The organism is Amycolatopsis sp. NPDC104775, assembly GCF_055583325.1.
The window spans coordinates 24,577-49,454 of record NZ_JBVJOE010000015.1; the positions used below are offsets into that span (position 1 = coordinate 24,577).

At 70.5% G+C, this 24,878-nt stretch carries 26 protein-coding genes and 1 tRNA gene; 16 read left to right on the forward strand and 11 right to left on the reverse strand.

What is annotated here, in order from left to right; translation table 11 throughout:
- Position 1: 1 nt before the first annotated feature.
- From ACZ63D_RS39945 to selD, 7 genes are all read right to left on the reverse strand, one after another.
- The gene (locus ACZ63D_RS39945; RefSeq protein WP_465359530.1) at positions 2-355 is read right to left on the reverse strand and encodes an NADH-quinone oxidoreductase subunit K; all 354 of its coding nucleotides are present in this window, start codon (positions 353-355) and stop codon (positions 2-4) included.
- Entirely contained in the window at positions 352-1,068 is a 717-nt protein-coding gene (locus tag ACZ63D_RS39950) for an MnhB domain-containing protein (RefSeq protein WP_465359531.1), read from the reverse strand. The genes ACZ63D_RS39945 and ACZ63D_RS39950 overlap by 4 nt, the downstream gene beginning before the upstream one ends.
- Positions 1,065-1,301, reverse strand: coding sequence for a Na(+)/H(+) antiporter subunit B (locus ACZ63D_RS39955; RefSeq protein WP_465359532.1), 237 nt, complete (start codon positions 1,299-1,301; stop codon positions 1,065-1,067). The genes ACZ63D_RS39950 and ACZ63D_RS39955 overlap by 4 nt, the downstream gene beginning before the upstream one ends.
- Positions 1,298-1,597: a cation:proton antiporter gene (locus tag ACZ63D_RS39960; RefSeq protein ID WP_465359533.1), complete on the reverse strand. Its 300-nt coding sequence runs from the start codon at positions 1,595-1,597 to the stop codon at positions 1,298-1,300. The genes ACZ63D_RS39955 and ACZ63D_RS39960 overlap by 4 nt, the downstream gene beginning before the upstream one ends.
- Positions 1,594-1,845: a monovalent cation/H+ antiporter complex subunit F gene (locus tag ACZ63D_RS39965; RefSeq protein ID WP_465359534.1), complete on the reverse strand. Its 252-nt coding sequence runs from the start codon at positions 1,843-1,845 to the stop codon at positions 1,594-1,596. The genes ACZ63D_RS39960 and ACZ63D_RS39965 overlap by 4 nt, the downstream gene beginning before the upstream one ends.
- Complete coding sequence (locus tag ACZ63D_RS39970; RefSeq protein WP_465359535.1) at positions 1,842-2,297, reverse strand: Na+/H+ antiporter subunit E; 456 nt, start codon at positions 2,295-2,297, stop codon at positions 1,842-1,844. The genes ACZ63D_RS39965 and ACZ63D_RS39970 overlap by 4 nt, the downstream gene beginning before the upstream one ends.
- 146 nt (positions 2,298-2,443) lie before the next feature.
- Positions 2,444-3,436: a selenide, water dikinase SelD gene (gene selD, locus ACZ63D_RS39975; RefSeq protein WP_465359536.1), complete on the reverse strand. Its 993-nt coding sequence runs from the start codon at positions 3,434-3,436 to the stop codon at positions 2,444-2,446.
- 54 nt (positions 3,437-3,490) lie between these two features.
- On the opposite strand from selD, the gene ACZ63D_RS39980 reads away from it, so the two are divergent.
- From ACZ63D_RS39980 to nrfD, 6 genes are all read left to right on the forward strand, one after another.
- Positions 3,491-3,585: transfer RNA gene (locus tag ACZ63D_RS39980), tRNA-Sec, on the forward strand.
- Entirely contained in the window at positions 3,585-4,874 is a 1,290-nt protein-coding gene (gene selA / locus ACZ63D_RS39985; protein ID WP_465359537.1) for an L-seryl-tRNA(Sec) selenium transferase, read from the forward strand. The genes ACZ63D_RS39980 and selA overlap by 1 nt, the downstream gene beginning before the upstream one ends.
- Entirely contained in the window at positions 4,865-6,619 is a 1,755-nt protein-coding gene (gene selB / locus ACZ63D_RS39990) for a selenocysteine-specific translation elongation factor (RefSeq protein WP_465359538.1), read from the forward strand. Before selA ends, selB begins: the two co-directional genes overlap by 10 nt.
- Before the next feature lie 4 nt (positions 6,620-6,623).
- Positions 6,624-9,836 carry a formate dehydrogenase gene (gene fdh, locus ACZ63D_RS39995; RefSeq protein ID WP_465359539.1) on the forward strand — a complete coding sequence of 1,071 codons (3,213 nt, stop codon included), beginning with the start codon at positions 6,624-6,626 and terminating at the stop codon, positions 9,834-9,836.
- Positions 9,829-10,665 carry a 4Fe-4S dicluster domain-containing protein gene (locus tag ACZ63D_RS40000; RefSeq protein WP_465359540.1) on the forward strand — a complete coding sequence of 279 codons (837 nt, stop codon included), beginning with the start codon at positions 9,829-9,831 and terminating at the stop codon, positions 10,663-10,665. The genes fdh and ACZ63D_RS40000 overlap by 8 nt, the downstream gene beginning before the upstream one ends.
- Positions 10,662-11,597, forward strand: a complete 936-nt coding sequence (gene nrfD / locus ACZ63D_RS40005) for an NrfD/PsrC family molybdoenzyme membrane anchor subunit (protein WP_465359541.1) — start codon at positions 10,662-10,664, stop codon at positions 11,595-11,597. Before ACZ63D_RS40000 ends, nrfD begins: the two co-directional genes overlap by 4 nt.
- Before the next feature lie 26 nt (positions 11,598-11,623).
- Here the strand turns inward: nrfD and ACZ63D_RS40010 are convergent, their stop codons facing one another.
- Together ACZ63D_RS40010 and ACZ63D_RS40015 are read right to left on the reverse strand one after the other, a co-directional pair.
- Positions 11,624-12,814: a zinc-dependent alcohol dehydrogenase gene (locus ACZ63D_RS40010; protein WP_465359542.1), complete on the reverse strand. Its 1,191-nt coding sequence runs from the start codon at positions 12,812-12,814 to the stop codon at positions 11,624-11,626.
- A 43-nt stretch (positions 12,815-12,857) separates the two neighbouring features.
- A complete protein-coding gene (locus tag ACZ63D_RS40015) occupies positions 12,858-13,475 on the reverse strand; it encodes a UdgX family uracil-DNA binding protein (protein ID WP_465359543.1) in 618 nt (205 codons plus the stop codon).
- Between the two features lie 77 nt (positions 13,476-13,552).
- Between ACZ63D_RS40015 and ACZ63D_RS40020 the strand changes: the two genes are divergently transcribed.
- From ACZ63D_RS40020 to ACZ63D_RS40050, 7 genes are all read left to right on the forward strand, one after another.
- Positions 13,553-14,116: a hemerythrin domain-containing protein gene (locus ACZ63D_RS40020; RefSeq protein ID WP_465359544.1), complete on the forward strand. Its 564-nt coding sequence runs from the start codon at positions 13,553-13,555 to the stop codon at positions 14,114-14,116.
- Positions 14,113-14,925: a family 1 encapsulin nanocompartment shell protein gene (locus ACZ63D_RS40025; protein ID WP_465359545.1), complete on the forward strand. Its 813-nt coding sequence runs from the start codon at positions 14,113-14,115 to the stop codon at positions 14,923-14,925. Before ACZ63D_RS40020 ends, ACZ63D_RS40025 begins: the two co-directional genes overlap by 4 nt.
- Before the next feature lie 197 nt (positions 14,926-15,122).
- The gene (locus tag ACZ63D_RS40030) at positions 15,123-16,247 is read left to right on the forward strand and encodes an NAD(P)-dependent malic enzyme (RefSeq protein WP_465359546.1); all 1,125 of its coding nucleotides are present in this window, start codon (positions 15,123-15,125) and stop codon (positions 16,245-16,247) included.
- Positions 16,248-16,261: 14 nt separating this feature from the next.
- Positions 16,262-17,707 carry a CYTH and CHAD domain-containing protein gene (locus tag ACZ63D_RS40035; protein ID WP_465359547.1) on the forward strand — a complete coding sequence of 482 codons (1,446 nt, stop codon included), beginning with the start codon at positions 16,262-16,264 and terminating at the stop codon, positions 17,705-17,707.
- Positions 17,708-17,804: 97 nt separating this feature from the next.
- On the forward strand, positions 17,805-18,323 hold the full coding sequence (locus ACZ63D_RS40040) for a hypothetical protein (RefSeq protein WP_465359548.1): 519 nt from the start codon (positions 17,805-17,807) through the stop codon (positions 18,321-18,323).
- Positions 18,320-18,754 (forward strand): DUF6292 family protein, encoded by a 435-nt coding sequence (locus ACZ63D_RS40045; protein WP_465359549.1) that lies wholly within the window; start codon positions 18,320-18,322, stop codon positions 18,752-18,754. The genes ACZ63D_RS40040 and ACZ63D_RS40045 overlap by 4 nt, the downstream gene beginning before the upstream one ends.
- A 211-nt stretch (positions 18,755-18,965) precedes the next feature.
- Positions 18,966-19,769 (forward strand): SigB/SigF/SigG family RNA polymerase sigma factor, encoded by an 804-nt coding sequence (locus tag ACZ63D_RS40050; protein ID WP_465359550.1) that lies wholly within the window; start codon positions 18,966-18,968, stop codon positions 19,767-19,769.
- Here ACZ63D_RS40050 and ACZ63D_RS40055 read toward each other — a convergent pair.
- A complete protein-coding gene (locus ACZ63D_RS40055) occupies positions 19,759-20,538 on the reverse strand; it encodes a helix-turn-helix domain-containing protein (protein ID WP_465359551.1) in 780 nt (259 codons plus the stop codon). The two genes, ACZ63D_RS40050 and ACZ63D_RS40055, sit on opposite strands and share 11 nt — an antisense overlap.
- A gap of 57 nt (positions 20,539-20,595) precedes the next feature.
- Here ACZ63D_RS40055 and ACZ63D_RS40060 point away from each other — a divergent pair, with 57 nt between their 5' ends.
- Complete coding sequence (locus tag ACZ63D_RS40060; RefSeq protein WP_465359552.1) at positions 20,596-21,450, forward strand: alpha/beta fold hydrolase; 855 nt, start codon at positions 20,596-20,598, stop codon at positions 21,448-21,450.
- A gap of 227 nt (positions 21,451-21,677) precedes the next feature.
- Here ACZ63D_RS40060 and ACZ63D_RS40065 read toward each other — a convergent pair whose 3' ends face one another.
- Positions 21,678-22,697 carry a DNA topoisomerase IB gene (locus tag ACZ63D_RS40065; RefSeq protein WP_465359553.1) on the reverse strand — a complete coding sequence of 340 codons (1,020 nt, stop codon included), beginning with the start codon at positions 22,695-22,697 and terminating at the stop codon, positions 21,678-21,680.
- A gap of 163 nt (positions 22,698-22,860) precedes the next feature.
- Here ACZ63D_RS40065 and ACZ63D_RS40070 point away from each other — a divergent pair, with 163 nt between their 5' ends.
- Positions 22,861-23,295 carry a DUF4383 domain-containing protein gene (locus tag ACZ63D_RS40070; RefSeq protein WP_465359554.1) on the forward strand — a complete coding sequence of 145 codons (435 nt, stop codon included), beginning with the start codon at positions 22,861-22,863 and terminating at the stop codon, positions 23,293-23,295.
- Positions 23,295-24,782 carry an FAD-dependent oxidoreductase gene (locus tag ACZ63D_RS40075; RefSeq protein WP_465359555.1) on the forward strand — a complete coding sequence of 496 codons (1,488 nt, stop codon included), beginning with the start codon at positions 23,295-23,297 and terminating at the stop codon, positions 24,780-24,782. Before ACZ63D_RS40070 ends, ACZ63D_RS40075 begins: the two co-directional genes overlap by 1 nt.
- Positions 24,783-24,878: the final 96 nt, after the last annotated feature.

The following is a 24,878-nucleotide window of genomic DNA, read 5'->3' on the forward strand; positions in this document are numbered from 1 at the left end:
GTCAGCCGCGCAGCGCCCGCAGTTCGTCGGGGTCCACCGTGCCGTGCCGGCGCGAGATCTGCAGCGTCAGGGCGAGCAGGAGCGCGGTGATGGTCGCCGAGACGACGATGTCGGTGAGCGTCATGGCCTGCACCATCGGGTCCACCACCGGCTGCGCCTGCCCTTGCGCCACGATCGGCGCGCCCGCCTGGTCCTGGTAGCCGATCGCGAGCAGCAGCACGTACGTGCCCGATTGGGCGACCGACAGCGACACCACGGTGTGCACGAGGTGCCGGCTGCGCATGATTCCGGCGCAGCCGAGCAGCAACAGCCACGCCGCCACCCCGTAGCAAGCCGCCGACACCACGCCCGTCACTTGTCCTCCTTGAGCCCGTGCACGAAGAACCGCGACAGCAGGACGACGAACCCGGCGGCGACCTCGATGCCGATCAGCACGCTCAGCACCGGGACGGTTCCGGCGGACAGCAGCGAGCCGAATTCGCCCAGCGGCAGCACGTTCGCGAGGAAGGAACCGCCGACGGCGAGTCCCAGCAGACCGGTCACGACGTACAGGCCGGTCGCCGCCGCTTCGGCGTATTCGCACCAGTCGATCGGGCGCAGCCGGGCCAGCGCGCCGTAGCTGCCGGAGAGGTAGAGCAGGTGCCAGCCGGTCGCGAGGACGACGCCGCCCTGGAAGCCGCCGCCGGGCGTCAGGTGCCCGTGCACGACGATGTCGAGGCCCAGCAGCACCGAAACCGGCAGTAGCAGGAATCCAGCGAGCTTCACGGCGGGCAGGACGTAGCCGGTCCCGTCCGTTTTCGGTTCTTTTTCGGGCGGCTGCAGCAGTGCGAGCGTGCCGACGACCGCGGCGGCGACGATCGTTTCCTCGCCGAGGGTGTCGAGCGCGCGGAGGTCGAAGTTGACCGACGACACCAGGTTCGGAGTGACCTCCCGGAACCCCAGGGGCAGCACCAGGTCCCGGTAGACGTGGCTGGCGGTCCCGGCGGCGGGCATCCGGGTGAACGCCGCGATGAACAGCGCGGCGACTCCGGCCAGCCCAGCGGCTCCGACGACGTCGCGGGTCCTCATCGCTTGCCTGTCTTCCGCAGCGTCAGCAGGACCAGGAGCGGGACGATCGCCGCGCCGACGGCGAGTTCGGACAGCGCGACGTCCGGGGCTTGGAATACGACGAAAAGCACTGTCAGGCACAGGGAATACACGGTGAGCGTGATCGCTTGCCGCCTCGGGTCGTGCGTCGCGACCACGGCGAATCCGGCCACCGCGACCAGTGCGAGTGCGACGAGCAGCACGGCGGCTGTCATAAGGGGAGATCCTCGTCGATCTCGCCGCGGTGGCGGGCTTCGAGCCGGGCGGTGGCCGATTGCAGGATCGGGCTGGTGACCGCCAGCAGCACGACCGTCGCGAGGATCGCGCCCGAGCTGAGCTGGACGCCGTTGACCAGGACGAGCCCGACGCCGATGAGCGGCGCGCCGAGCGTGGTCGCCGGGGTGAGCAGATGCAGGCGGGTCAGCAGATCCTTCGCGCGCAGCAGACCTGCCGCGGACGCGAGGATGACGAACACCCCGGCGAAGACGAGAATCTGGGCGGCGACCGTCATCGGGTCCCCAGGAGGCGTGCGAAGACGAGCGTCCCGGCGAAGGCGAGGACGGTCAGCGTCAGGGGCAGGATGATCGCGCTGGACGGGCCGTACGCCTGGACGAGCAGCAGGAGCGTCAGGATCGTGACGGTTCCGGCGAACTGCATTCCGGCCAGACGTTCGATCGCAGTGCCCCGAGCCGCCAGCCACAGTGCGGTACCGAGACCGCCTGCCATCAGGAGCAGTGCGGCGAGCAGCAGCCACGTCATCGCGTCACCCGATCGAGAGTGGGGGAGCCGGGGAGCAGGCGATGGACGACGACGTTCGTGTCGTCCGGCGGGCTCGCGACGACCATCGCGCCCGGCGTGCAGCCGACGAGCACGGTCGCGACGGCGAGTCGCGCTTCGTGTTCCGCGCGCGGTGCGGTGGGGACCGTGACTTTCTCGCATTTTCCGGCTTCGGGCCGCGAGAAGGCGGTGCGCAAGGCGGCTGCGGACTCGGTGAGAGCGGCTTTGGGGAGCGGGGTCAGCCAGGTCAGCCAGCGGGGGTTGAACTTCCACGAACCGTGCATCGCCCGGCGCGCGGAGCGGGCGGCGATCGCGCAGACCAGCGCGGCGGCGGCGCCGGCGAGCAGTTCCGGAGCCGACGGGGTGGACAGCGTGAGGGTCCACAGCCCGGTCAGGGCAAGCCACCACAGCAGGATTTCGGTCGCAGCGCGCATGTCCTCACCTCGGGGGAGGGGCTACCCACTTCGGACACTGGCCAATCCGCGGCGGACGCCCTGGCCGTGAGAGGTCCGTGAGGGGAACCCTGAGGGAATCAGAGTCCGTGGGGGTCCCCTCACGGACCTTTCCGGCAGCGAAGCGCTCAGCCGGCGACGATGGTGTGCTCACCGCGCGGCACCAGCTCGCCGATCACCGGATGTCCCGGCAATTCCCCCGCCACCAGCAGCCCGCCGGAGGTCTGCGCGTCGGCCAGCAGCAGGGCCTCGTCCTCGGAGATCCGGGACAGCTCGGCGTGCGGCCGGACCCAGTCGAGGTTGCGGCGGGTCCCGCCGCTGACGTAGCCCTCGCGCAGTGCTTCCCGAGCGCCCTCGAGATACGGGACGGCCGCCGGGTCGAGCCGTGCGGTGACGCCGCTCGCCCGGGCCAGTTTGTGCAGGTGGCCGAGCAGCCCGAACCCGGTGACGTCGGTCGCGCAGACCGCACTCGCTTCCAGGGCGGCGGCGGAGGCGGCGCGATTGAGCGTGGTCATCGCGGCGATCGCCTGCGGGAAGCGTTCGCCGGTGGCTTTGTGCCTCGAGTTCAGCACACCGATCCCCAGCGGCTTGGTCAGCGTCAGCGGGGTGCCCGGCTTGCCCGAATCGTTGCGCAGCAAGCGTTCCGGGTCCGCGGTGCCGGTGACGGCGAGACCGTACTTGGGTTCCGGGTCGTCGACGCTGTGCCCGCCGGACAGATGGCAGCCGGCTTCCGCGCAGACGGCCAGGCCGCCGCGCAGCACTTCCGCGGCCAGGTCGAATGGCAGCACGTCGCGCGGCCAGCCGAGCAGATTGACCGCGACCACCGGAACGCCGCCCATCGCGTAGACGTCCGACAGCGCGTTCGCGGCGGCGATCCGGCCCCAGTCGTACGGGTCGTCGACGACCGGGGTGAAGAAGTCGGTCGTCGCGATCAGCGCGACGTTCCCCGCGATCCGCACGGCGGCCGCGTCGTCGCCGTCGTCGAGGCCGACGAGGAGTTCGCCGGGAGGGTTTTCCGGCACGGCGCCGGACAGGCCGCGGACGATGGTTTCCAGTTCGTCGGGCGGGATTTTGCACGCGCAGCCGCCGCCGTGGGCGTACTGGGTCAGCCGGACGCTCATGCTGTTCATCATGCGGGGGCGCGGCGGTCTTGGCAGGATGGCGGAATGCCCCAGGGAGGCGTATCCGGCCTGGTGACCGGCGCGGTCTTCAACACCGTTGAGCGGCAGGTCCTGCCGCTGGCGGGTTCGATTCCCGTCCGCCTCCGCCATGGGTGACCCGCGCCGAGCCATCCCCCGCACCGACGCCGTGCTCGGCGAGCCGAGGATCGCGAAAGCCGCCGAGACGCTCGGCCGGGACCTGGTGAAGTCGCTGGTCGCCGCGGCACAGCAGCGAGCCCGGGCGGGCGAGATCGAGCCTGGCGAGGTCATCACGGAGGTGGTCGCCCGGCTGCCTGCGACGGTGTCGTCCCTGCGGCCGGTGCTCAACGCGACCGGCGTTCTCGTGCACACCAACCTCGGCCGCGCGCCGCTGTCGGCCGCCGCGCTGGACGCGATCGTCGCGGCGGGCGGGGCGACCGACGTCGAGTTCGCGCTCGAAACCGGGGAACGGGCGAAACGCGGCCGCGGCACTCTCGCCGCGCTGGCGGAGGCCGTGCCGCGCGCGGAAGCGGTGCACGTGGTCAACAACAACGCGGCCGCGCTGCTGCTGTGCGCGCTGACCTTGGCTCCCGGCAAGGAAATCGTGGTCAGCCGCGGTGAACTGGTCGAAATCGGCGACGGGTTCCGCATCCCGGATCTGCTCGCCTCGACCGGCGCCCGGCTGCGCGAGGTCGGCACCACCAACCGGACGTCCGCCGGGGATTACGCGGCGGCCATCGGCCCGGACACCGGGTTCGTGCTCAAAATCCATCCCTCGAACTACCAGGTCACCGGGTTCACCTCGGAGGCGGGCGTCGCCGAGCTGGCCGGGCTCGGGGTGCCGGTGGTCTCCGACGTCGGATCCGGGCTGCTCGCGCCGCACCCGTTGCTGCCGGACGAACCGGACGTCACGACCGCACTGGCCGACGGCGCGAACCTGGTCACCGCGAGCGGCGACAAGCTTCTCGGCGGTCCGCAAGCGGGCTTGCTTTTCGGGGATGCCGAATTGGTGCAACGGCTGCGTCGGCATCCCGCGGCCCGGGCACTGCGGGTCGACAAACTGACGCTCGCCGCGCTCGAAGCCACCCTTCGCGGACCGGAACCACCCGTGCGGGCAGCGCTGCTGGCAAAAATCGGCGACCTCCGTGAGCGCGCCGAAGCTCTGGCCCGGTCGCTTCGTTCTGCTGGTGTGCAGGCCGAAGCGGTGGACTCGACAGCCGTCGTGGGCGGAGGCGGCGCACCGGGGGTCGAACTGCCCAGCGCGGCGGTCGCGCTGCCCGCTCGCTACGCCGACGCGCTGCGGACGGGCGAACCCGCGGTCGTCGGCCGGATCGTGCGGGACCGGTGCCTGCTCGACCTGCGGACGGTGGCCCCGGCGGACGACGCGGCGGTGCGCGAGGCGGTCCGCCGATGCGGGTGATCGCCACCGCCGGGCACGTCGACCACGGGAAATCCACGCTCATCCGCCGCCTCACCGGCATGGAACCGGACCGCTGGGCCGAGGAACGCCGCCGCGGCCTGACCCTCGATCTCGGGTTCGCCTGGACCCGGCTGGGCGGCGAGGAACTCGCCTTCGTGGACGTCCCGGGGCATCAGCGGTTCGTGCCGAACATGCTGGCGGGCGTCGGTCCCGTCCCGGCGGTCCTGTTCGTCGTGGCCGCGGACGAGGGGTGGATGCCGCAATCGGCCGAGCACCTGGCGGCGCTGGACGCCTTCGGGGTCCGGCACGGACTCCTCGCCGTCACCAAAGCCGACCGCGCCGACCCGGAACGAGCGACGGCCGGGGCGCTCAAGGAGATCTCGGCGACGGCGCTCGGCGAGGTGGCCGCGGTCAGCGTCAGCGGCACGACCGGCGAAGGGCTCGAGGAACTCAAGGCTCAGCTGGCCAAGCTGGCCAGCCGGTTGCCGCCACCGGAGCTGGAAGCGGACGTCCGGCTCTGGATTGACCGGGCGTTCACGATCAAGGGCGCGGGCACCGTCGTCACCGGGACCCTGGGCGGCGGAACGCTGAAAACGGGCGACGAGCTGCTGCTCGGCGCGAACCGGGTGCAGATCCGCGGCCTGCAGGCGCTGGGCGAACCGCGCGAAAGCGTGGCCGCGGTAGCCCGGGTGGCGGTGAATGTGCGCGGCGTGCCCAAGGATTCCGTCGGGCGGGGCGACGTGCTGCTGACTCCGGGCGCGTGGCGTCCGGCGACGGAAATCGACGTCCGGTTGCGCGGTGCCCCGTCCGGCGAACTGCATCGGAACCTCGTGCTGCACATCGGATCTGCGGCGGTGCCGACCCGGGTCCGCCCGCTCGGTCCGGACACCGCGCGGCTGATGCTCGCGAACCCGCTGCCACTCCGGGTGGGCGACCGCGGGCTGTTGCGCGACCCGGGGGAGCACCGCATTCCGGCCGGGTTCGACGTGGTGGACGTCCGGCCGCCGTCGCTCGCGCGCCGCGGGGCCGCACGAGCCCGGGGCGAAGAGCTGACCGACTCGGAACCAGGCTGGGACTACCTTCGCCGCGAAGGTTTCGTGCGCCACGAGGACTTCCGCGCGCTGGGACTGCCGGAGGCAGGCGAACGGCTCGGCGGCTGGCACGCCGACCCGGCGCGCCTCGCCCGGTTGCGGGCGGAGGTCGCGAAAGTGGTCGCGGACTGGACCCGCGAACATCCGCTGGCGGCGGGGATTCCGGCTGAGGCGCTCCGGCAACGCCTCGGCTTGCCGGACGCGGACCTTCTCCCGGCGGTCCTCGGCGGCGGGCTGGTCCTCAAGGACGGGCTCGTCGGCAAGCCCGGCACTGGACTGACCGCCGAGGTGGAAAGCGCCCTCCGCACCCTGGAAGCGCGGTTCGCCGAGCACCCGTTCCGCGCGCCGGAAGCGGACGAACTGCGGAAACTCGGGCTGGGCAAACGGGAATTGGCCGCCGCGGTCCGCGCGGGCCGGTTGCGGGCGATCGCCGACGGAGTCGTACTGAGGCCGGACGCGCCGCAGCGCGCGGCGGAAGTGCTGGCCGCGCTCGGCGAACCGTTCACCGTCTCGCGGGCGCGGCAGGCATTGGACAGCACCCGCCGGGTGATGATCCCGCTGCTGGAGCACCTCGACGCCGCCGGGCTCACTGAACCGCTCGGCGACGGGACCCGCCGGACGCGCTGCGAGCGCGCGGAGAACGGATTACGGTGACAGCGTGGGCATGCGGCAGTGGATCGAGAGCTGGCCGGTGTACCGGCAGCTGGCCGGTCCCGACCGCACCGCGCGCGCCTCGGCGGCGAAATCGCGTGGTTCGGAGAGCTGGCACGCCCGCACCGAAGACGCCGACAAGGTAGTCCGCTCGATCTGCCCGTACTGCGCGGTCGGCTGCGGGCAGAAGATCTACGTCAAGGACGGCGCGGTCACCCAGATCGAGGGCGACCCGGATTCGCCGATTTCCCGGGGCAGGCTGTGCCCGAAAGGGTCGGCCAGCAAGCAGCTCGTGACCAGCCCGAGCCGCGTCACCGAGGTCCTCTACCGCCGGCCGTACGGCACCGACTGGGAGCGGCTGTCCCTCGACCAGGCGATGGACATGATCGCCGACCGCGTGCTCAAGACACGTGCCGAAACGTGGCAGGACGTCGACGACCAGGGCCGCAAGCTCAACCGCACGCTCGGCTTCGCGAGCCTCGGCGGCGCGACGCTGGACAACGAAGAGAACTACCTGATGAAGAAGCTGTACACCGCGCTCGGCGCGATACAGATCGAAAATCAGGCCCGTATTTGACACTCCGCCACGGTTCCCGGTCTGGGGACCTCCTTCGGTCGTGGCGGCGCCACGACGTTCCAGCAGGACCTCGCCAACGCCGACTGCATCGTCATCCAGGGCTCGAACATGGCCGAATGCCATCCGGTCGGGTTCCAGTGGGTGATGGAGGCGAAGGCCCGCGGCGCGAAGATCATCCACGTCGACCCGCGGTTCACCCGTACGAGCGCGGTCGCGCACGTCCACGCTTCGGTGCGCGCGGGTTCGGACATCGCGTTCCTCGGCGGCCTGATCAACTACGTCCTGCAGCATGAACTGGACTTCCGCGAGTACGTCGTGGCCTACACGAACGCCGCCGCGATCCTGACCGAGGAATTCGCCGACACCGAGGACCTCGACGGCCTGTTCTCCGGCTTCGACCCGGAGAAGCGCCAGTACGACAACTCGACCTGGGCGTACGAGGGCGTGGAAGCGAGCCCGGCAGCCGGCACTCGCGACCCGGGGCAGACCGGCGGGCACCACGGCGGCGAGAAGCACCAGAGCTCCGCGCGCGCCGAGTCCTACGGCAGCGGCGGCGCGGCGATCGGCGCGAAGCCCAAGCGGGACGAGACGCTGCGGCATCCGCGCTGCGTCTACCAAGTCCTCAAACGGCATTTCTCCCGCTACACGCCCGAGGCGGTCGCCGACATCTGCGGCCTGCCGGTCGAGCAGTTCACCGAAATCGCCGAGGCGATCACCGCGAACTCCGGCCGGGACCGGACCACGGCGTGGGTGTACTCGGTCGGCTGGACGCACCACACGGTCGGCGCGCAGTACATCCGCACCGCCTCGATCCTGCAGACGTTGCTGGGCAACATCGGCCGTCCGGGCGGCGGCATCCTGGCGCTGCGCGGGCACGCCAGCATCCAGGGCTCGACCGACATCCCGACGCTGTTCAACCTGCTGCCCGGCTACATCCCGATGCCGCACGCGCACCAGCACCTCGACCTCGACGGTTTCGTCGAATCCGACGCGGGCAAGACCGGCTTCTGGGGCAACATGCGCTCGTACGCGGTCAGCCTGCTCAAGGCGTACTGGGGCGACAACGCCCAGCCGCGCAACGATTTCTGCTTCGACTACCTGCCTCGGCTGACCGGCGACCACGGGACGTACGCGACGGTGCAGAAGCAGATCGAGGGGGAGTGCAAGGGGTACTTCCTGGTCGGCGAGAACCCGGCGGTCGGCTCGGCCAACGGGAAGTTCCAGCGGCTCGGGCTCGCCAATCTCGACTGGCTGGTGGTCCGCGACCTGCAGCTGATCGAGAGCGCGACGTTCTGGAAGAACGGCCCGGAGATCGAAACCGGCGAACTCAAGCCGGAGGAAATCGGCACGGAAGTCTTCTTCCTGCCCGCCGCCGCGCACACCGAAAAGGACGGCAGCTTCACCAACACCCAGCGCCTCCTGCAATGGCACCACAAAGCGGTCGAACCGCCCGGCGACGCCCGCAGCGACCTGTGGTTCTACTACCACCTCGGCAGGCTGATCCGGGAGCGGATCGGCACGGACGAACGCGACGCCCCGCTGCGTGACCTGGCGTGGAGCTATCCGACCGAGGGGCCGACGGACGATCCGAGCGCGGAGTCCGTGCTCGCGGAGATCAACGGCCACGGCCCGGACGGCCCGCTCTCGGCCTACACCCAGCTCAAGGACGACGGCTCGACGTCGTGCGGCTGCTGGATCTACTGCGGTGTCCGCGCCGACGGGCACAATCACGCGGCGAACCGGCAGCCCGGCTCCGAACAGGACTGGGTCGCGAAGGGCTGGGCCTGGGCGTGGCCGGCGAACCGGCGGATCCTGTACAACCGCGCCTCGGCGGACCCGGACGGGAAACCGTGGAGCGAACGCAAAAAGCTGATCTACTGGGACGCCGAGCAGGCCAAGTGGACCGGCCCCGACGTTCCGGACTTCGAACCGGCCAAGCCTCCGGATCACGTCCCGCCGGACGGGGCGAAGGCGCAGGACGCGCTGAGCGGCCGCGATCCGTTCATCATGCAGACTGACGGCAAAGCCTGGCTCTACGTCCCCGCCGGGCTGGCCGACGGCCCGCTGCCCACGCACTATGAGCCCTTCGAGAGCCCGGTCGCCAACGCGCTGTACGGCCAGCAGGAGTCGCCGGTGCGCCAGACGTTGGACAGCCCGGTGAACCAGTACAACCCGGCGCGCAGCGAGGTGTACCCGTACGTGTTCACCACCTACCGCCTCACCGAGCACCACACCGCGGGCGGGATGAGCCGGACGCTGCCGTACCTGTCGGAGCTGCAGCCGGAGTTCTTCTGCGAGGTCTCGCCCGCGCTGGCCGCCGAACGCGGGCTGGCGCATCTCGGCTGGGCCACCATCGTCTCGGCGCGGACGGCGATCGAGGCCCGCGTGCTGGTGACTGACCGCGTCAAACCGCTCAAGGTGCGCGGCCGCACCGTCCATCAGGTCGGGCTGCCGTACCACTGGGGCCCGAACGGCCTGTCCCGCGGCGACGCGGCCAACGACCTGCTGTCGATCGTGCTGGACCCGAACGTGCACATCCAGGAGGCCAAAGCGGCCACCTGCGACATCCGCCCCGGACGGCGGCCCCGCGGGCCGGAGCTGCTGGAGTTCGTGGCGGAGTACCGGAGGCGAGCCAATGGCTGAGTACGGCGCCCAGCCCCGGATGGGCTTTTTCACCGACACGTCGGTGTGCATCGGGTGCAAGGCGTGCGAGGTCGCGTGCAAGGAATGGAACGGCGTCCCGGAGGCCGAGGGCGCGCCGGACCTGCTCGGCCTGTCGTATGACAACACCGGCGATCTCGGCTCGAACACCTGGCGGCACGTCGCCTTCATCGAGCAGCAGAAACCCGCGGTGGAGCTCGGGATGCCGACGGTGGGCGCGCCGGAGCAGCACCCGGAGGAGCCGGGCGTGCGCTGGCTGATGTCCAGCGACGTCTGCAAGCACTGCACGCACGCGGCGTGCCTCGACGTCTGCCCGACCGGCGCGCTGTTCCGCACCGAATTCGACACGGTCGTGGTGCAGCAGGACATCTGCAACGGCTGCGGTTACTGCGTTCCGGCGTGTCCGTACGGGGTCATCGAAAAACGCGAAAGCGACGGCCGGGCGTTCAAGTGCACGCTGTGCTATGACCGGCTCGGCGCCGGGATGGAACCCGCGTGCGCCAAGGCCTGTCCGACCGACTCCATCCAGTTCGGCGAGCTGGACGAACTCCGCGAACGCGCCGCCGCGCGGGTGTCGGCGCTGCACGAGGACGGCGTGCCGGAAGCGCGGCTTTACGGGCACGATCCCGGCGACGGGGTGGGCGGCGACGGCGCGTTTTTCCTGCTGCTGGACGAACCCGAGGTCTACGGCTTTCCCCCGGACCCCGTCGTGACGACCCGCGATTTGTCCCAGATGTGGAAGCGGGCCGCGACCACGGCCGCCGGGGTGGCCGCCGCGCTCGTCGTGTCGTTCCTGGGACGGCGCCGATGAGCCCGCGCCGCGAACGGGCGATGGTCGAGCCCGCCGAATTCCGTTCCTACTACGGCAGGCCGATCCTCAAAGAACCCGCCTGGAAACAGCCGGACGTGCCGCTGTATCTGTTCCTCGGCGGCGCGGCCGGTGCTTCGGCGTCGATGGCCGCGCTCGCCGACGCGACCGGACGGCCGGAGCTGGCGAAGGTCGGCCGGCTGGCCGCCTCCGGCGGGTCGATCGCCAGCGTCGTCGCGTTGATCCACGATCTCGGCAAGCCGACGCGGTTCCTGAACATGCTGCGCGTGCTCAAGCCGACTTCGCCGCTGTCGGTGGGTTCGTGGATTCTGTCGCCGTTCTCCGGCCTCGCAGCGGGGGCGGCTTTGTCCGCGCTGACCGGGCGATTCCCGCGGCTCGGCCGGCTGGCCGGGGCAGGGGCGGGCGTGCTGGGCCCGGCGATGTGCACATACACCGCGGTGCTGCTGGCCGACACGGCGACGCCGTCCTGGCACGAAGCGCACGGGACGCTGCCGGTGCTGTTCGCGGGCAGCGCGGTGACCAGCGGGGCCGGGATCGCGCTGATTTCGGTGCCGCGGAAGGAAAACGGGCCGGTGATCCGGGCGGGGCTCGCGGGGGCTGTCGCGGAATTGGCCGCGGAGCATCACTTGGAGACCGGGCTGGGGCTGGCTTCGGAGCCGTACCGGACCGGTCGAGCGGGGCGGTTGCTGAAGGCGGCCAAGGTGCTTACCGCAGCGGGTGCGACGTTGTCGTTGGCGGCCCGGAAGAACCGCGCGGCGGGAATTGCCGCGGGGGCGGCTTACCTGGCGTCCGGGCTGTGCACGCGGTTCGGGGTGTACGCGGCGGGTGTCGAGTCCACAAAGGACCCGAAGTACGTCGTGGTCCCGCAGCGGGAACGGCTTGCCCAGCGCACGGAAAAGCGCCCGGGCCGGTAAAGCCCCGGGCACTTTTGCGCGTGCCGTTACGCCGCCGGTTCGAGCAGGATCTTCTGCACCCCGTCGAGCTTCTTCTGGAACATCTCGTACGCCCGCGGCGCGTCGGACAGCGGGAGCCTGTGGGTCGCGAAGCCTTCGACGCCGAGGGGATCGCCGTCCGCGGTCAACACCGGCAGGACGTCGTCGACCCACCGGCGGACGTTCGCCTGCCCGGTGTGCAGCCGGATCTGCTTGTCGAACAGCTCCATCATCGGGATCGGGTCGGCCATCCCGCCATACACCCCGGACAGCGAGATCGTGCCGCCGCGCCGGACGCTGTCGATCGCCGCGTACAGCACGCTCAGCCGGTCGATCCCGGCCTTCTCGGTCACCTTCGCGCCGATCGTCTGCGGCAGCAGCGCGACCAGGTTGTGCGCGAGTTTCCCGATCGGCGCGCCGTGCGCTTCCATCCCGACCGCGTCGATCACCGAGTCGGCGCCGCGGCCGCCGGTGAGGTCGCGGATCGCGTCGCCGATCCGCCGGTGGTCGCGCAGGTCCAGGGTCGTCGCCCCGTGGGCGCGGGCCCGCGCCAGCCGTTCCGGCACCAGATCGACCCCGATCACCTCGCCCGCGCCCAGGTGCCGCGCGACGCGGGCGCACATCTGGCCGATCGGGCCGAGGCCGAAGACCACGACGGAACCGCCGTCGGGAACGTCGGCGTACTGGACGGCCTGCCACGCGGTCGGGACCACGTCGGAGAGGTAGACGAACCGCTCGTCCGGCGGGCCGTCGGGCACCTTGATCGGGCCGTACTGGGCCTGCGGGACGCGCAGATACTCGGCTTGCCCGCCCGGCACCTGGCCGTAGAGCTTCGTGTAGCCGAACAGCGCCGCGCCCTTTTCCTGGTCCTTCACCTGGGTGATTTCGCACTGCGACTGCAGCCCGCGCTCGCACATCCAGCAATGGCCGCAGGAGATGTTGAACGGCACCACGACGCGGTCGCCGGGTTTCAGCGAGCTCACCGCGCTGCCCACTTCCTCGACGATCCCCATCGGCTCGTGGCCGAGGATGTCGCCCTCGGTCATGAACGGGCCGAGGACCTCGTACAGGTGCAGGTCCGAGCCGCAGATGCCGGTCGAGGTCACCCGGACGACGGCGTCGGTCGGCTTCTCGATCTTCGGGTCCGGGACGTTGTCGACGCGGACGTCCCGCTTGCCGTGCCAGGTCACTGCTTTCATGGCGTTCGGGTTCCCCTCGCCAGGGCGGGCAAACGTCCGCGGGTCAGAGACCGCGCAGATCGGCGACGAACTCGTCGTAGGCGGTGTCCCGGTCCGGCGCGCGCAGCACCGCGGACGGATGCACGGTGGCGACCGCTTTGGCGAACATGCCGGCGAACTCTTCCGGTGGATCAAGCTGCTCGCCGCGATGCCGGGTGAGCCGGAAACTGCTGCCGTACACCGATTGCGCCGCTGTCGCGCCGAGCAGCAGCACGAGCCGCGGCTGAACGGCCCGCAACTCGGCCACCAGCCACGGACGGCACGCTACGACCTCGGAGCGCGCCGGTTTTTCGTGGATCCGGCGTTTGCCGCGAAGCTGGAACTTGAAATGCTTGACCGCGTTGGTCACGTACAGCGAATCGCGGTCCAGGCCCGCGTCGCCGAGAGCTCGGTCGAGCAGTTTTCCGGCCGGGCCGACGAACGGCTCGCCGTGCCGGTCCTCCTGGTCGCCGGGCTGCTCGCCGAGGGCGAAGATCTCCGCGCCCTTGCCGCCCACGCCGAAAACGGTCGTGGTGGCGTCGCGGTAGAGGCCGCAGCCTCGGCACTCGCTGGCGGCTTGGCGAAGCTTGTCGAGACTGGTGGTGTCCGGCGGTTCGGCTCCCGGTTCGTGACGCGCGACCATCGGAATCCGTTACCCGCAACGAGCCTCGCGCAAACACAACGGGCGCGCCGCCGCCGGGGGAGCTAACGTCGGGGGCCATGACCGACATCACCAGCCTGATCCTCGACGATCACGAACGGTTCCGGCGGGCGTTCGCGGCACTGGACGACCTCGACGGGCCGGACGAGCTGGCGCGGGCGTGGGAGCCGCTGGCCGACCTGCTGGACCTGCACGCGGCGGCCGAGGAAGCGGTCTTCTACCCCGAGCTGATCCAGCGCGGCGCCGACGCCGAGGACGAGACGCTCGACGCGGTCGGCGACCACAACGAGATCCGCGACGCCGTCGCCGAAACCCGCAGGCACCCGCCGGGCAGCGCGGCCTGGCTCGCGGCGGTCCGGCAGGCCCGCACCGCCAACAGCGAGCACATGGCCGAGGAAGAGGACGACGCGCTCGCCGACTTCCGCCAGCACGCCGACCCGGGCCTGCGCGAGGAGCTCGGCCGGAAGTTCCTCGCCTTCAAGGCCGAGCACAAGGGCGGCAAGGGCATCGACACCGGGGACGTCGACCCGGAGCGGTACGTCGCGGAGCAGGAGCGCAAAGCCGGGAAGAACCCGCCGGACGACGGGTCGCTGGGCATCGGCGGCTTGAAGGGAGCACGATGAACCACCTGATGCGCGAGCTCGCGCCGATCCCGGCCGAAGGCTGGAAGCAGATCGACGACGAGGCGCGGGAGCGGCTGACCACGCACCTGGCGGCCCGCAAGATGGTCGACGTCGAAGGCCCGCACGGCTGGCCGCATTCGGCCACCTCCCTGGGCCGGACCCGGCGCATCGAACCGCCGGACAAGGCCCGGGACCGCGAAACCCTCGCGCGGCAGCGCCGGGTGCTGCCGCTGGTGGAGGTGCGCGTGCCGTTCACCGTCGAGCGCGCGGAGCTGGAGGACGCCGAACGCGGAGCCGACGACCTGGAGTTCGACGACCTCGACCAAGCCGCCGCCCAGGTGGGGCTGCTGGAGAACCGCACGGTGTTCCACGGCTGGCCGGACGCCGGGATCACCGGGATCGTGGAGGCGAGCCCGTACGACCACGGGACGCTGGGCACCGACCCGGAACGGTTTCCGCACGTAGTGGCCAACGCGGTGAACACGTTGCGGTGCAACGGAATCGAGGGGCCGTACGCGCTGGCGATCAACCCGGAGGGGTACACGGCGATCGTGGAGAGCACCGAGCACGGCGGCCTTCTCGTGCTCGACCACCTGCGCCGCGCACTCGGCGGCGGCCGGGTGAAGCGGACGCCGGGGCTGACCGGGGCGGTCGTGCTGAGCCTGTCCGGCGGGGACTTCGTGCTGGAGCTCGGGCAGGACCTGTCGGTGGGGTACCGGCATCACGACGCGGAGAGGCTCACGCTGTACCTGGAGGAGAGTTTCAGCTTCCGGGTGACCGAGCCGGACGCGGCGTTCGTGCTCGACTGAGGTCAGCGGGCGTTCTTGCGCGGCCAGCTCCGCCGGGCGTGCGGCGGTGCACGCGGGCTGCGGGGCGGCCCGTAGTGCCGAGCTGGCCCGGCGGGGATGCGGGCGCTTGGTCACGAGTTCCCAGGCGACCGAGCCGGACGGCGTTCATGCTCGGCTGAGCACGATTCCGCCGCCGCGCGGCCGGGTATCCGACTGCCATGAGCAGTCGCGGAAAGATCCAAGTCACCACCCGGGTGCGGCTCGACGACGCCGACGATCTCGCCGAGCACTACACGCCCGGCGTCGCCGAGCTGGCCAAACGCGTCGCTGAGGACCCGTCGGTACTGGCGCGGGAAACCGTGCGGAGCAATTCCGTCGCGATCGTCTCCGACGGGTCCGCGCTGCTCGGTCTCGGCGACCAGGGTCCGGCCGCCGCGTTGCCGGTGATGGAGGGCAAGGCGGCGCTGCTGAAACGGTTCGCCGACGTCGACGCGTGGCCGATCTGCCCGGTCAGCCGCGAACCGGAGGACCTGGTGCGCACCGCCAAGGACCTGGCGACGTCCTTCGGCGCGATCAACCTGGAAGACATCGCCGCGCCCCGGTGCTTCACGGTGGAGCGGCAGCTGCACGACGAGCTGGACATCCCCGTCTTCCACGACGACCAGCACGGGACCGCGATCGCCGTGCTGGCCGCGTTGCACAACGCGGTGAAGCTGACCGATCGCACGCCCGGCGACACCTCGGTGGTGATCTCCGGCGCTGGCGCGGCCGGGTCCGCCATCGCGCGGCTGCTGTTGAAGGCGGATTTCGACGCGGAGCGGATCGTGGTCTGCGACAGCCAGGGCGCGCTGCACGGCGAACGCGACCTGACCGGCGAGAAGCAATGGCTCGCGGAAAACACCAACCGCGGTGACGCGGTGCGGGGGAGTCTCCAAGACGCGTTGCAGGACGCGGACGTGTTCATTGGCGTGAGCGTCGGCGGCCTGCTCAAGGGCGACGATCTCGCCCGCATGGCCGACCGGGCAATCGTGTTCGCGCTGGCCAATCCGGATCCGGAAGCCGACCCGGACGCCGCGCGCGAGCACGCGGAGATCGTCGCGACCGGGCGCAGCGACCTGCCCAACCAGATCAACAACGTCCTCGTCTTCCCGGGGATGTTCCGCGGGCTGCTCGACTCCGGTGCCTCGACGGTGACCGCGCGGATGCTGCTCGCGGCTTCGCACGCGCTGGCCGGGACGATCGGCGACGACCTCGACCGGGAGCACATCGTGCCGAGCGTTTTCGACCAGGGGTTGGTCCCCGCGATCGCCGAGGCCGTCGCGGGCGCGGCGGAAAACGACTGAATCAGGGAGCGGAAATGAAGAGCGCGGAATCCGAACGCAAATACGAGCTGAGCCTGACCGCCCGGGTGCCGCAATTGGCGGGGAAGGGGATCACCCAGGAAGCTCCCGCCGCGCGGACGTTGGCGGCCGTTTATTACGACACCAAGGATTTCCGGTTGTCCAGAGCTGGACTGACGTTGAGAAGAAGCACCGACGCCGGGTGGAGCCTGAGACTGCCTTTCTCCGCGGACGTCGGCCCGGAGCAGCGGTTTCCGCTCGGCGACGAAACAAAAGTGCCCGGCGAACTGGTGGCGCTGGTCCGCGCGTACACCCTCGGCCGGAAGCTGCGCCCGGTCGCGCAGGTGCGGACCGACCGGTTCACCCACCGCTTGACCGACCCGTCCGGCCGCACTCTCGCGACGCTGGCCGACGACCACGTCACCGGCGAAGTCCTGGGGGGAGAATCGGTTCGGCTCGACCGCTGGCGGGAACTGGAAGTCGAGGCCGGGCCGGAGCTGCTCGACCGGGTCGATCGGTCCTTGCGGAAGCGGGGAGCGGAAAACGCCTGGTGGCCGTCGAAACTGGAACGGCTGATGGGTTCCAGCGCGGAGGACGAGCACGATTCCCGCGACGTCTTGTCCGCGTATCTGGCCGAGCAATTCGAGCGGTTGCGCCGCGCCGACTTGGGTTTCCGGATCGGGGAAGACGATTCGGTGCACCAGGTGCGGGTGGCGGCGCGGAAGCTGCGGAGCGCCCTCCAGACGTTCAAATCGTTGCTAGGCAAGAAGAAGGCCGACGCGATCGCGGCGGAATTGAAGTGGCTGGGAGCCGAACTGGCCCCCGCGCGCGACGCGGAAGTCAGCCAAGCCCGCCTCGAAGACTGTCTCGACGACGTCCCGTCCGAGCTGATTTTCGGACCGCTGCGCCAATACCTGGCCCGCCGCTTCGCCCGGACCTCCCAGACGGAGCTGGCTCGCGCGATGGAAGCCTTGTCCAGTAGCCGGTATCTGACCTTGTTGCAGTCGATCGCCGAGCTGGTGGACACGGTACCGCCGGTGGGCAAGAAGGCGTTGCGGAAGCCCTTGCGCAAAACCGCGCGCAAACTTTACCGCGCCACCGCGGCGACGGAGGGCCTCAGCGGCACCGAGCTGGAGAAGGCGCTGCACAACGTCCGGAAGAAGGCTAAGCGCGCCCGTTACGCCGCGGACGCCGTTCGCCCGGCGTTCGGCAAGAAGCTGCGTACCTGGCGCAAGAACGTCAAGGCGGTGCAGCAGACGCTGGGCAAGCACCAGGACAGCGTGGTCGACCGGGAAGCGTTGCGGCACTTCGCTATCGACGGTTTCAGCGAGAACCAGAACACCTTCACCTTCGGTCTCCTCTACGGCCGCGACGAAGCTGCGGCGCGCATGTTGCGGGACAGGTTCGCCGACGAATGGCGCACCTTGCGGAAGGGCGCTCACCCGGGCTGGCTGAAGGTCTGAGCGCTGGCTGTCCATTGAGGACAGCGGAACGCCCGGTGAGGTCTAGACCTCTGTGTGGGCAGGTTTACCGAGGCCGGTTCGGGGAACCCCAGGCGAAATGGGATCACAACTGACCGCCACGTGGGTATCCGCGATCGGAAGCGCGGGCTCGCTGCTCGGATTCGCCTCGTACGTATGGATCATGCTGCTCAACCGCAAGGACCAAGCGGAAGTCCGGCAGGAGCAGCAAGCGCAATCGGTGTCGGCGTGGCTCGACGAGGGCGCCCGGCACGATCGTGACGAGGATTACGTCGTGTGCGCGCACAACAGCGGCGACGCACCGGTGTTCGACTGCTCGCTGGAAGTCCACCGCCCGGACGAGGACGAACCGCACCGCGTCCGGTTCGCGATCATCCCGCCGAAGGCGACCGCCGTGCGCGCGTTGCCGTTCGGCGAGGACGCCCTGCCGGTGGACGACCTGTACTCGGCGGCTGCCGTGCCGGGCCTGTCCTTCACCGATTCCCGCGGCGGCCACTGGACGCGCGACACCTCGGGTGTGCTCAGCCGCACCGACCGGCGCTCGCTGCGCGGACGGCGGCGGCCGGAAACCGATTCCTCTGGAGAAAGGCGCTCGTGACCACAACTCCCTACCTGCCGTCCGGCAATTCGCACGCCGTCCTCGCCGCGCTGCGCGACTACCTCGCCGAGGTCGCGCGCGCACTGGGGGTCGGCCTGGAATCCTGCACGGTCGACCAGGACTCGCCGCTGTCGGCGTACCTCGCCCTCGACGACCGGCTGCCGGGCTACCCCGGCCGCGACGTCGCGCTCCTGTGGGACGAGGTGCACGGATGGGCGGCCGCGATCGAAACCCATTCCGGCGAAGATCTCATCGTCGTCCGCTATCTCGGCGGCCCCAGCGTCGTTCCGCCGCCCGCGCAGCTTGTCCGGTTCCTCACCGCGGTGCGTGAGGACGATCACCGCATCGGGCAGCTCACGCCGCCAACCCTGCGCTGCGTGGGCAGTTCCGCCGGTCTCGCCGCTCTGCTGCGTCAGCACAGCACGGCTTGAGCCCCCATTCGAGTGGGTGGCTGATTGATCTTGTCCTCGAACGGGTACCTGCTGGCCATGACACTTCGGCTTCCTGGGGAGCGCGCCGGCCCGGCGTCCGCTCGCCTTGCGACGCCGAGCACTGTCCACTAAGGATGATGAGTGTCGGCTACGCGACGGGCACCAGGGCACTATCCGAGTCACGATCCCTTCGGCTGTCAGGAGGACCTGCATGACCGCGGCGACCATGACCCGCACCCGGCGCAGCGACGACTACCGGCACTGCGCGGTCTTGTTCGAGGAGATCAGCCGCCTCGCCGAGGACACCGACGAGCATTCCCGGCTGCGCCGCCGCCTCATCGAGGAGCACCTGCCGCTGGCCGAGCACATCGCCCGGCGCTTCGCCCGGCGCGGCCAGCCGTCCGAGGACCTCCTGCAGGTGGCGCGGATCGGCCTGATCAACGCCGTCGACCGCTACGACCCGGCGCGCCAGACGGATTTCGTCGCCTTCGCCGTCCCGACGGTGATGGGCGAGGTCCGCCGCTACTTCCGCGACCACACCTGGTCGATCCGGGTCCCGCGCCGGCTCAAGGAACTCCACCTGAGGATCGGCCAGGCCGCCACCGAACTGGGCCAGCGCTTCGGCCGCGCGCCCACCGCGCGCGAACTCGCCGACCATCTTGACCTCGATCTCGACGAGGTCACCGAAGCCCTGCACGCCGGCAACGCCTATCAGGCCTCCTCGATCGACTACCCGGCCCACGACGACAGCGGTTCGATCTCGCTGGCCGACACGCTCGGGGACGACGACCCCGAAATCGAAAAGCTCGAAGACCGGGAAACGCTCAAACCGCTGCTGCGAAGCCTGCCGGAACGCGAACGCGCGATTCTCGTCATGCGGTTTTTCTCGAACATGACCCAAAGCCAGATCGCCGAACGGGTCGGGCTGTCGCAAATGCAGGTTTCGCGGTTGCTGGCCCGGACGCTAAGCACGTTGCGGGAGCAGCTCACCGAGGCGTCGAGCCCTAGTTCGTAAGGTATTCCGTCGGAGTGCACCCGGTGAGACTGCGGAAATCGCGGTTGAGGTGGGATTGATCGGCGTATCCGCAGCGGATCGCCAACTCCGCCCACGACCGCGCCGCCGGGAGACGGGACACCGCGCGGTGCAGGCGTGCGATCCGGCCGACAGTCCTGGGCGAAAGGCCGATCTGCTCGCGGAAACGGACGTTCAGATGCTGCCGCGTCCAGCCGATTTCGGCCGCCACCGCGTCCACCCGGGCCGGTGCGGCGGTCAGGCGGCGCCATGCGGCGTGGACGGGGCGGGCCAAGGCCGGGCCGGACAGCACGCGGGGAAGCAGGAAGTCGTCGAGCAGGGCGAATCGCGCGGTCCAGTCGGGAGCGGACGCGAGCCGTTCGATGAGCAAGCCGGCGTCGCGGCCGAGGAGGTCGGTCGCGGGGAGGCTCTCGTTCGCCAGCAGGCGTAGCGGCAGCCGGAACAGCGCGTGCGCGGCGGGCGGGGTCAGCGCGACCGTGATTCCCCGCGCGGGCCCGGCCTGCGACACGAGCAGAGGGCGGTCTCGCAGTCCTAATACCGGTGACGACGGCAGCGACCGGGCGGGCGGCTCGAAGTCCAGGATCACGGTGATCGCGCCCAACGGCGTCACCCGCCAAGGCATTTCGGCGGAATCCGGGAATTCGTGGCCCGCGTAGTCCAGGACGCCGGGGACGCGGGAAACCCCGAAGGCATGTCGTCCCCGCGAGGCCGTGATCTCCCGGCGCGGGACAACGAGCGACCACTCCGCCATCTCGCTATCTTACTTTTGTCCAAGACCGGCCGGGAGCCCGGGAATAGCGTCCCGGTCATGAAGAAGATCGGCCGGTTCAAGAGTCCTAAGGCGCGGCAACGCTATTTCACCGTCTACGAGCAGGCGATGCGCGACTGTCCCCAGCCTGACGAGGTTTTCGACGTCGCGTGCCGCCACGGGACCACTCGCGTCTACCGCTTCGGCGACGGCGAGCGTCCGATTGTGCTTCTGCCGGGCCTCATGGCCACCGCTGCCTGTTACGCGCCGCTCATTCCGGGGCTCGACGGTCCGGTTTACGCGGTCGACACCCTCGGCGAGGCCGGGCGCAGCGTGCAGACCCGGCCGTTCGCCGATATCCGCGAGCGTGCGCTCGGTCTCGACGACGTCTTGGCCGGGCTAGGGTTGAGCGAGGTCTGCCTGGTCGGCGGATCGACTGGTGGTTGGCATGCGGTCAACCAGGCCATCCACGCCCCGGACCGGCTCGCCGCGCTCTGCCTGCTCGACCCGACGACAGTCAGCGCGAAGTTCTCGGCCGCCGCCCAGCGACGTGCCCTCGCCGCGATGGTGCTGAACCGCGACCGCGACTGGCGGCGCTTCGTGGCCTGGTCAGCCGGCGAGGACATATTCGGCCAGCCCGCCGCGCAAGTGGTCGTCGCCGGGATCCGCGCCTATCGCGCCCGGATCCCGCTCCAGACCTGTCCGCCCGACGACGCCCTGCGCGCGATCCGGACGCCGGTGCTGGCGTTGTTCGGCGGCCGCAGTGCCGTGCACGATCCGGTCGCCGCCGCGGCGAATCTCCGCAGGCTCGTCCCGCATGCCGAGGTGGAAATCCTGGCCGACGCGGGGCACTACCTCTATCTCCGGCCCGACGACCGGGAGCGGGTTCTCGAAGCGATCGGCACCTGCCGGTGACCGGCGTTCCGGGCAACGCTCAGCCGCGACGTCTTCCGGAACGCGATGCTCGTGGCCCTCGGCCGGTAGACGGCAACTGGTACCAGCGATTCCCCGCGACGCTCCGGCTGTTTGACGAACCCCGCCCAACGCATGGAGCACGCTCCGATCCTGCTGAGTATCGCGTGCCGCCCGGTGTTCCCGCTTCTCGGCCGCGGGCCTTGCTCCGGGGGAAGAAACCACGGCGGTCACCTGCGGGAAGCCTGCCGCAACAGCCGGATCACCGCTTTCTCCATCCGTGCCCGCAACTCCTCCTCCACGAGCCCGTCAGCATCAGCCTTGCGAAGAGCGCGGCGAATCGTGTTGTCGCGCTCGAATTCCCGCAATACGCGTGGGTCGACGTACGAACGCCGTGCGACCGCAGGCGTATTGCCGAGTTCCTCCGCGACCTCCTTCATCGCAGCGGATTCGGCTCGCGCCCGGCCACGCTGCGAGGTCGGCGTCTCCTTGGCGGCGAGCGAGACCGCGGCGAGCACCGTCGCGTGCCAGGTCCGCAGGTCCTTCACCGTGAATTCCTCGCCCGCGAGTTCCTTGAACCGCTCGTTGACGTCGCTGGCGTGCAGTTCCTGCCAGCCGTCGCCGGTGCGGTAGACGAACAGGCGGGAGGTGCCGGTGCGGCTGCGGCGGAGCGAGTTGAGCACGGTGGCGAGTTCGCCGTCGCGCATGCTCAGCGAGCGGACGAGGCCGCTTTTGGCCGGGTAGCAGAAGGTCAGCTCGTCGCCGCTGATTTTCACGTGTTCGCGCAGCAGCGTGGTGGCGCCGTGGGAGCCGTTGGTTTCGGCGTACTCCTCGCCGCCGCTGCGGAACACGCCCCGGTCGATCATCCGCAGCGCGGCGGCCGAGACGCGTCGGCGATCGAGGCGCCGCCGGTGCAGGTCCTGGTCGATGGCGGCGCGGACGTCCGGCAGCTCCTTCGCCAGCGTGAGCACCCGGTCGTGTTTCTCCTCGTCGCGCGCTCGCCGCCATTCGGAGTGGTACAGGTATTGGCGGCGGCCCGCGTCGTCGGTCCCGACGGCCTGGATGTGCCCGGTCGGATGCGGGCAGATCCACACCCGGCGCCACGCGGGCGGGATGACGAGGCCGCGGATGCGGTCGAGGACCTCCGGATCGGTCACCGGGGAGCCGTCCGGCGCGAGGTACCGGAAACCGCGGCCGCGCCGCTGCCGTTTGATGCCTGGCGAGGACAGCTCGCTCCGCCGTAGCCGCATGCTCGCGGTTGCCCGCGACCGCCCGGTTCAAACCGGAATCCGCGCACCGGATGCGCACCGGACCGGCGAAGACGGCGAGCGGGAGGTTTGCCCGTCCCCGCACCGGCTATCCGGCTAACTCCGCGCCGGGACCGGCGCGGGCGATTCAGGGAGGGCTCCGGACATGAGTACTGCCGTTGCGCGGCGCACGCCGCGCCAGCTCGTCGCCGCCGCCGTGGGCGCGGTGTTCCTGCTCGTCGGCATCCTCGGGTTCATCCCGGGCGTCACCACGCATTACGACCAGCTCGCGGGCGCCGGGCACCATTCGGGCGCGTTGCTGCTCGGGCTGTTCAGCGTGTCGATCCTGCACAACGCCGTCCACTTGGCCTTCGGCGTCGCGGGGCTCCTGCTGGCCCGCACGCCCGGCGGGGCGCAGAGCTTCCTCGTCGTCGGCGGCGTGATCTACCTGGCGCTGTGGGTGTACGGGCTGATCATCGACCACGGCAGCTCGGCCAACTTCATCCCGGTCAACACCGCCGACAACTGGCTGCACCTCGGGTTGGCGGTGGCGATGATCGTGCTCGGCGTCCTCCCGATGGCCACCCGGCGGAGCCTCTGATGACCACTACCGCAGAGCAGTCCCTATGGCTCGCGACCGGCTCGGCGACCAGCCGTTCGTCCCTGCGCGGCCGGGAACGCACCGAGGTCGCCGTCATCGGCGGCGGCATCGCCGGGATGACCACCGCGTTGCTGCTCGCCCGCCGAGGCGTGCGCGTGACGGTTCTCGAAGCGGGACGCGTCGCGGAAGGGGCCAGCGGCAACAACACCGCCAAGGTCACCGCGTTGCAGTCCACTGTGTACTCGACGCTGGCCCGCGAACACGATGCCGCCACCGCGACGGCCTACGCCGAGGTTGCGCTGGCCGGGGTGGAACTGGTGGCGGAGCTGGCGGAACCGATCGACTGCGGGCTCCGCAGGCTGCCGGCCGCGACGTTCGCGATGAACGCCGACGAGGTGGACACCGTCCAGGCCGAGTACGAAGCGGCGAAGCAAGCCGGACTGCCGGTCGAATGGACGACCATGCTCGACCTTCCGGTGCCCGTGCACGGCGCGGTGCGGTTGCCCGGCCAGCTCGCCCTCCATCCGGCCGACTACGTGCGCGGGCTCGCCGACGCCGTCGAGGCCGAAGGCGGTCGCGTGCTGGAGGAAAGCCGGGTGCGGCAGGTCAGCGCGACTCCGCCGTATCGCATCACGACCGAGAACGGCGCGCTCGACGCGGAAAACGTGGTCGTCGCGACGCATTATCCGATCCTCGACCGCGGGCTGTTCTTTCCCCGGTTGGAGGTGCAGCGGTCGTACTGCGTGGCCGCGACCTTGAAGTCCGGCAAGCCGCCGCAGGAGCTCGCGATCAGCGCCGGGAGTCCATTGTGGTCATTCGCCTCGTACGAGGACCGGCTGATCCTCGGCGGCCAAGGCCATCCCGCGGGCGACCCGGTCGACTTCGCGCGGTACACCGAATTGGGTGAGTTCGCCGCGCGTCACTTCGACGTCGACGCGGTCACGCACCGGTGGTCCGCCCAGGACCCGAAGGCCTACGACAGCATCCCGATCGCCGGGCCGTACTTCCCGGGCGCTCGCAAGCTGTGGGTCGAAACCGGGTTCGGCAAATGGGGCTTGGCGATGGGCACCGCCGCGGCGGCCGTGGTAGCCGACGGGATCACCGGATCGGCCAATCCGCATCGGGACCTCTTTTCCCCGCAGCGGATTTCGCTGCGCTCGGCGCCGAAGCTGGTCCAGCAGAACGCGAAGGTGGCCAAGGACTTCGTCGGCGACCGGCTCGCTCCCACCGATGCGAAGAGCACCGACGACATCGCCGTGGACCAGGCGAAGGTGCTGGCGGACGGCCACGGCCGCAAGGGCGTCTACCGCGACCGCGAGGGCACGTTGCACGGGGTTTCCCTGCGCTGCACGCATCTCGGCTGTTTCGTGCGGTTCAACGCGGCGGAACGCAGCTGGGATTGCCCGTGCCATGGTTCGCGGTTCGACGTCGACGGCACCGTGCTCGAAGGCCCGGCCACCGAGCCGCTGCCCCGCCGGACTCCGTGAAAACCCGCCCCGATTGCCGTGTGTAGGAAGGCTGATCGCGGGCACTCGGGCCGGACTCGCCGGGAATCCCGCCCGGCTCGAATCCGCGGGAAGGAC

Coding starts and splice junctions, on each gene's coding strand:
- ACZ63D_RS39950 (WP_465359531.1), bottom strand. CDS start 1,068: ATGAGGACCCGCGACGTCGTCGGAGCCGCTGGGCTGGCCGGAGTCGCC.
- ACZ63D_RS39955 (WP_465359532.1), bottom strand. CDS start 1,301: ATGACAGCCGCCGTGCTGCTCGTCGCACTCGCACTGGTCGCGGTGGCC.
- ACZ63D_RS39960 (WP_465359533.1), bottom strand. CDS start 1,597: ATGACGGTCGCCGCCCAGATTCTCGTCTTCGCCGGGGTGTTCGTCATC.
- ACZ63D_RS39965 (WP_465359534.1), bottom strand. CDS start 1,845: ATGACGTGGCTGCTGCTCGCCGCACTGCTCCTGATGGCAGGCGGTCTC.
- ACZ63D_RS39970 (WP_465359535.1), bottom strand. CDS start 2,297: ATGCGCGCTGCGACCGAAATCCTGCTGTGGTGGCTTGCCCTGACCGGG.
- selD (WP_465359536.1), bottom strand. CDS start 3,436: ATGAGCGTCCGGCTGACCCAGTACGCCCACGGCGGCGGCTGCGCGTGC.
- selA (WP_465359537.1), top strand. CDS start 3,585: ATGGGTGACCCGCGCCGAGCCATCCCCCGCACCGACGCCGTGCTCGGC.
- selB (WP_465359538.1), top strand. CDS start 4,865: ATGCGGGTGATCGCCACCGCCGGGCACGTCGACCACGGGAAATCCACG.
- ACZ63D_RS40000 (WP_465359540.1), top strand. CDS start 9,829: ATGGCTGAGTACGGCGCCCAGCCCCGGATGGGCTTTTTCACCGACACG.
- nrfD (WP_465359541.1), top strand. CDS start 10,662: ATGAGCCCGCGCCGCGAACGGGCGATGGTCGAGCCCGCCGAATTCCGT.
- ACZ63D_RS40010 (WP_465359542.1), bottom strand. CDS start 12,814: ATGAAAGCAGTGACCTGGCACGGCAAGCGGGACGTCCGCGTCGACAAC.
- ACZ63D_RS40015 (WP_465359543.1), bottom strand. CDS start 13,475: ATGGTCGCGCGTCACGAACCGGGAGCCGAACCGCCGGACACCACCAGT.
- ACZ63D_RS40020 (WP_465359544.1), top strand. CDS start 13,553: ATGACCGACATCACCAGCCTGATCCTCGACGATCACGAACGGTTCCGG.
- ACZ63D_RS40025 (WP_465359545.1), top strand. CDS start 14,113: ATGAACCACCTGATGCGCGAGCTCGCGCCGATCCCGGCCGAAGGCTGG.
- ACZ63D_RS40030 (WP_465359546.1), top strand. CDS start 15,123: ATGAGCAGTCGCGGAAAGATCCAAGTCACCACCCGGGTGCGGCTCGAC.
- ACZ63D_RS40035 (WP_465359547.1), top strand. CDS start 16,262: ATGAAGAGCGCGGAATCCGAACGCAAATACGAGCTGAGCCTGACCGCC.
- ACZ63D_RS40040 (WP_465359548.1), top strand. CDS start 17,805: ATGGGATCACAACTGACCGCCACGTGGGTATCCGCGATCGGAAGCGCG.
- ACZ63D_RS40050 (WP_465359550.1), top strand. CDS start 18,966: ATGACCGCGGCGACCATGACCCGCACCCGGCGCAGCGACGACTACCGG.
- ACZ63D_RS40055 (WP_465359551.1), bottom strand. CDS start 20,538: ATGGCGGAGTGGTCGCTCGTTGTCCCGCGCCGGGAGATCACGGCCTCG.
- ACZ63D_RS40060 (WP_465359552.1), top strand. CDS start 20,596: ATGAAGAAGATCGGCCGGTTCAAGAGTCCTAAGGCGCGGCAACGCTAT.
- ACZ63D_RS40065 (WP_465359553.1), bottom strand. CDS start 22,697: ATGCGGCTACGGCGGAGCGAGCTGTCCTCGCCAGGCATCAAACGGCAG.
- ACZ63D_RS40070 (WP_465359554.1), top strand. CDS start 22,861: ATGAGTACTGCCGTTGCGCGGCGCACGCCGCGCCAGCTCGTCGCCGCC.
- ACZ63D_RS40075 (WP_465359555.1), top strand. CDS start 23,295: ATGACCACTACCGCAGAGCAGTCCCTATGGCTCGCGACCGGCTCGGCG.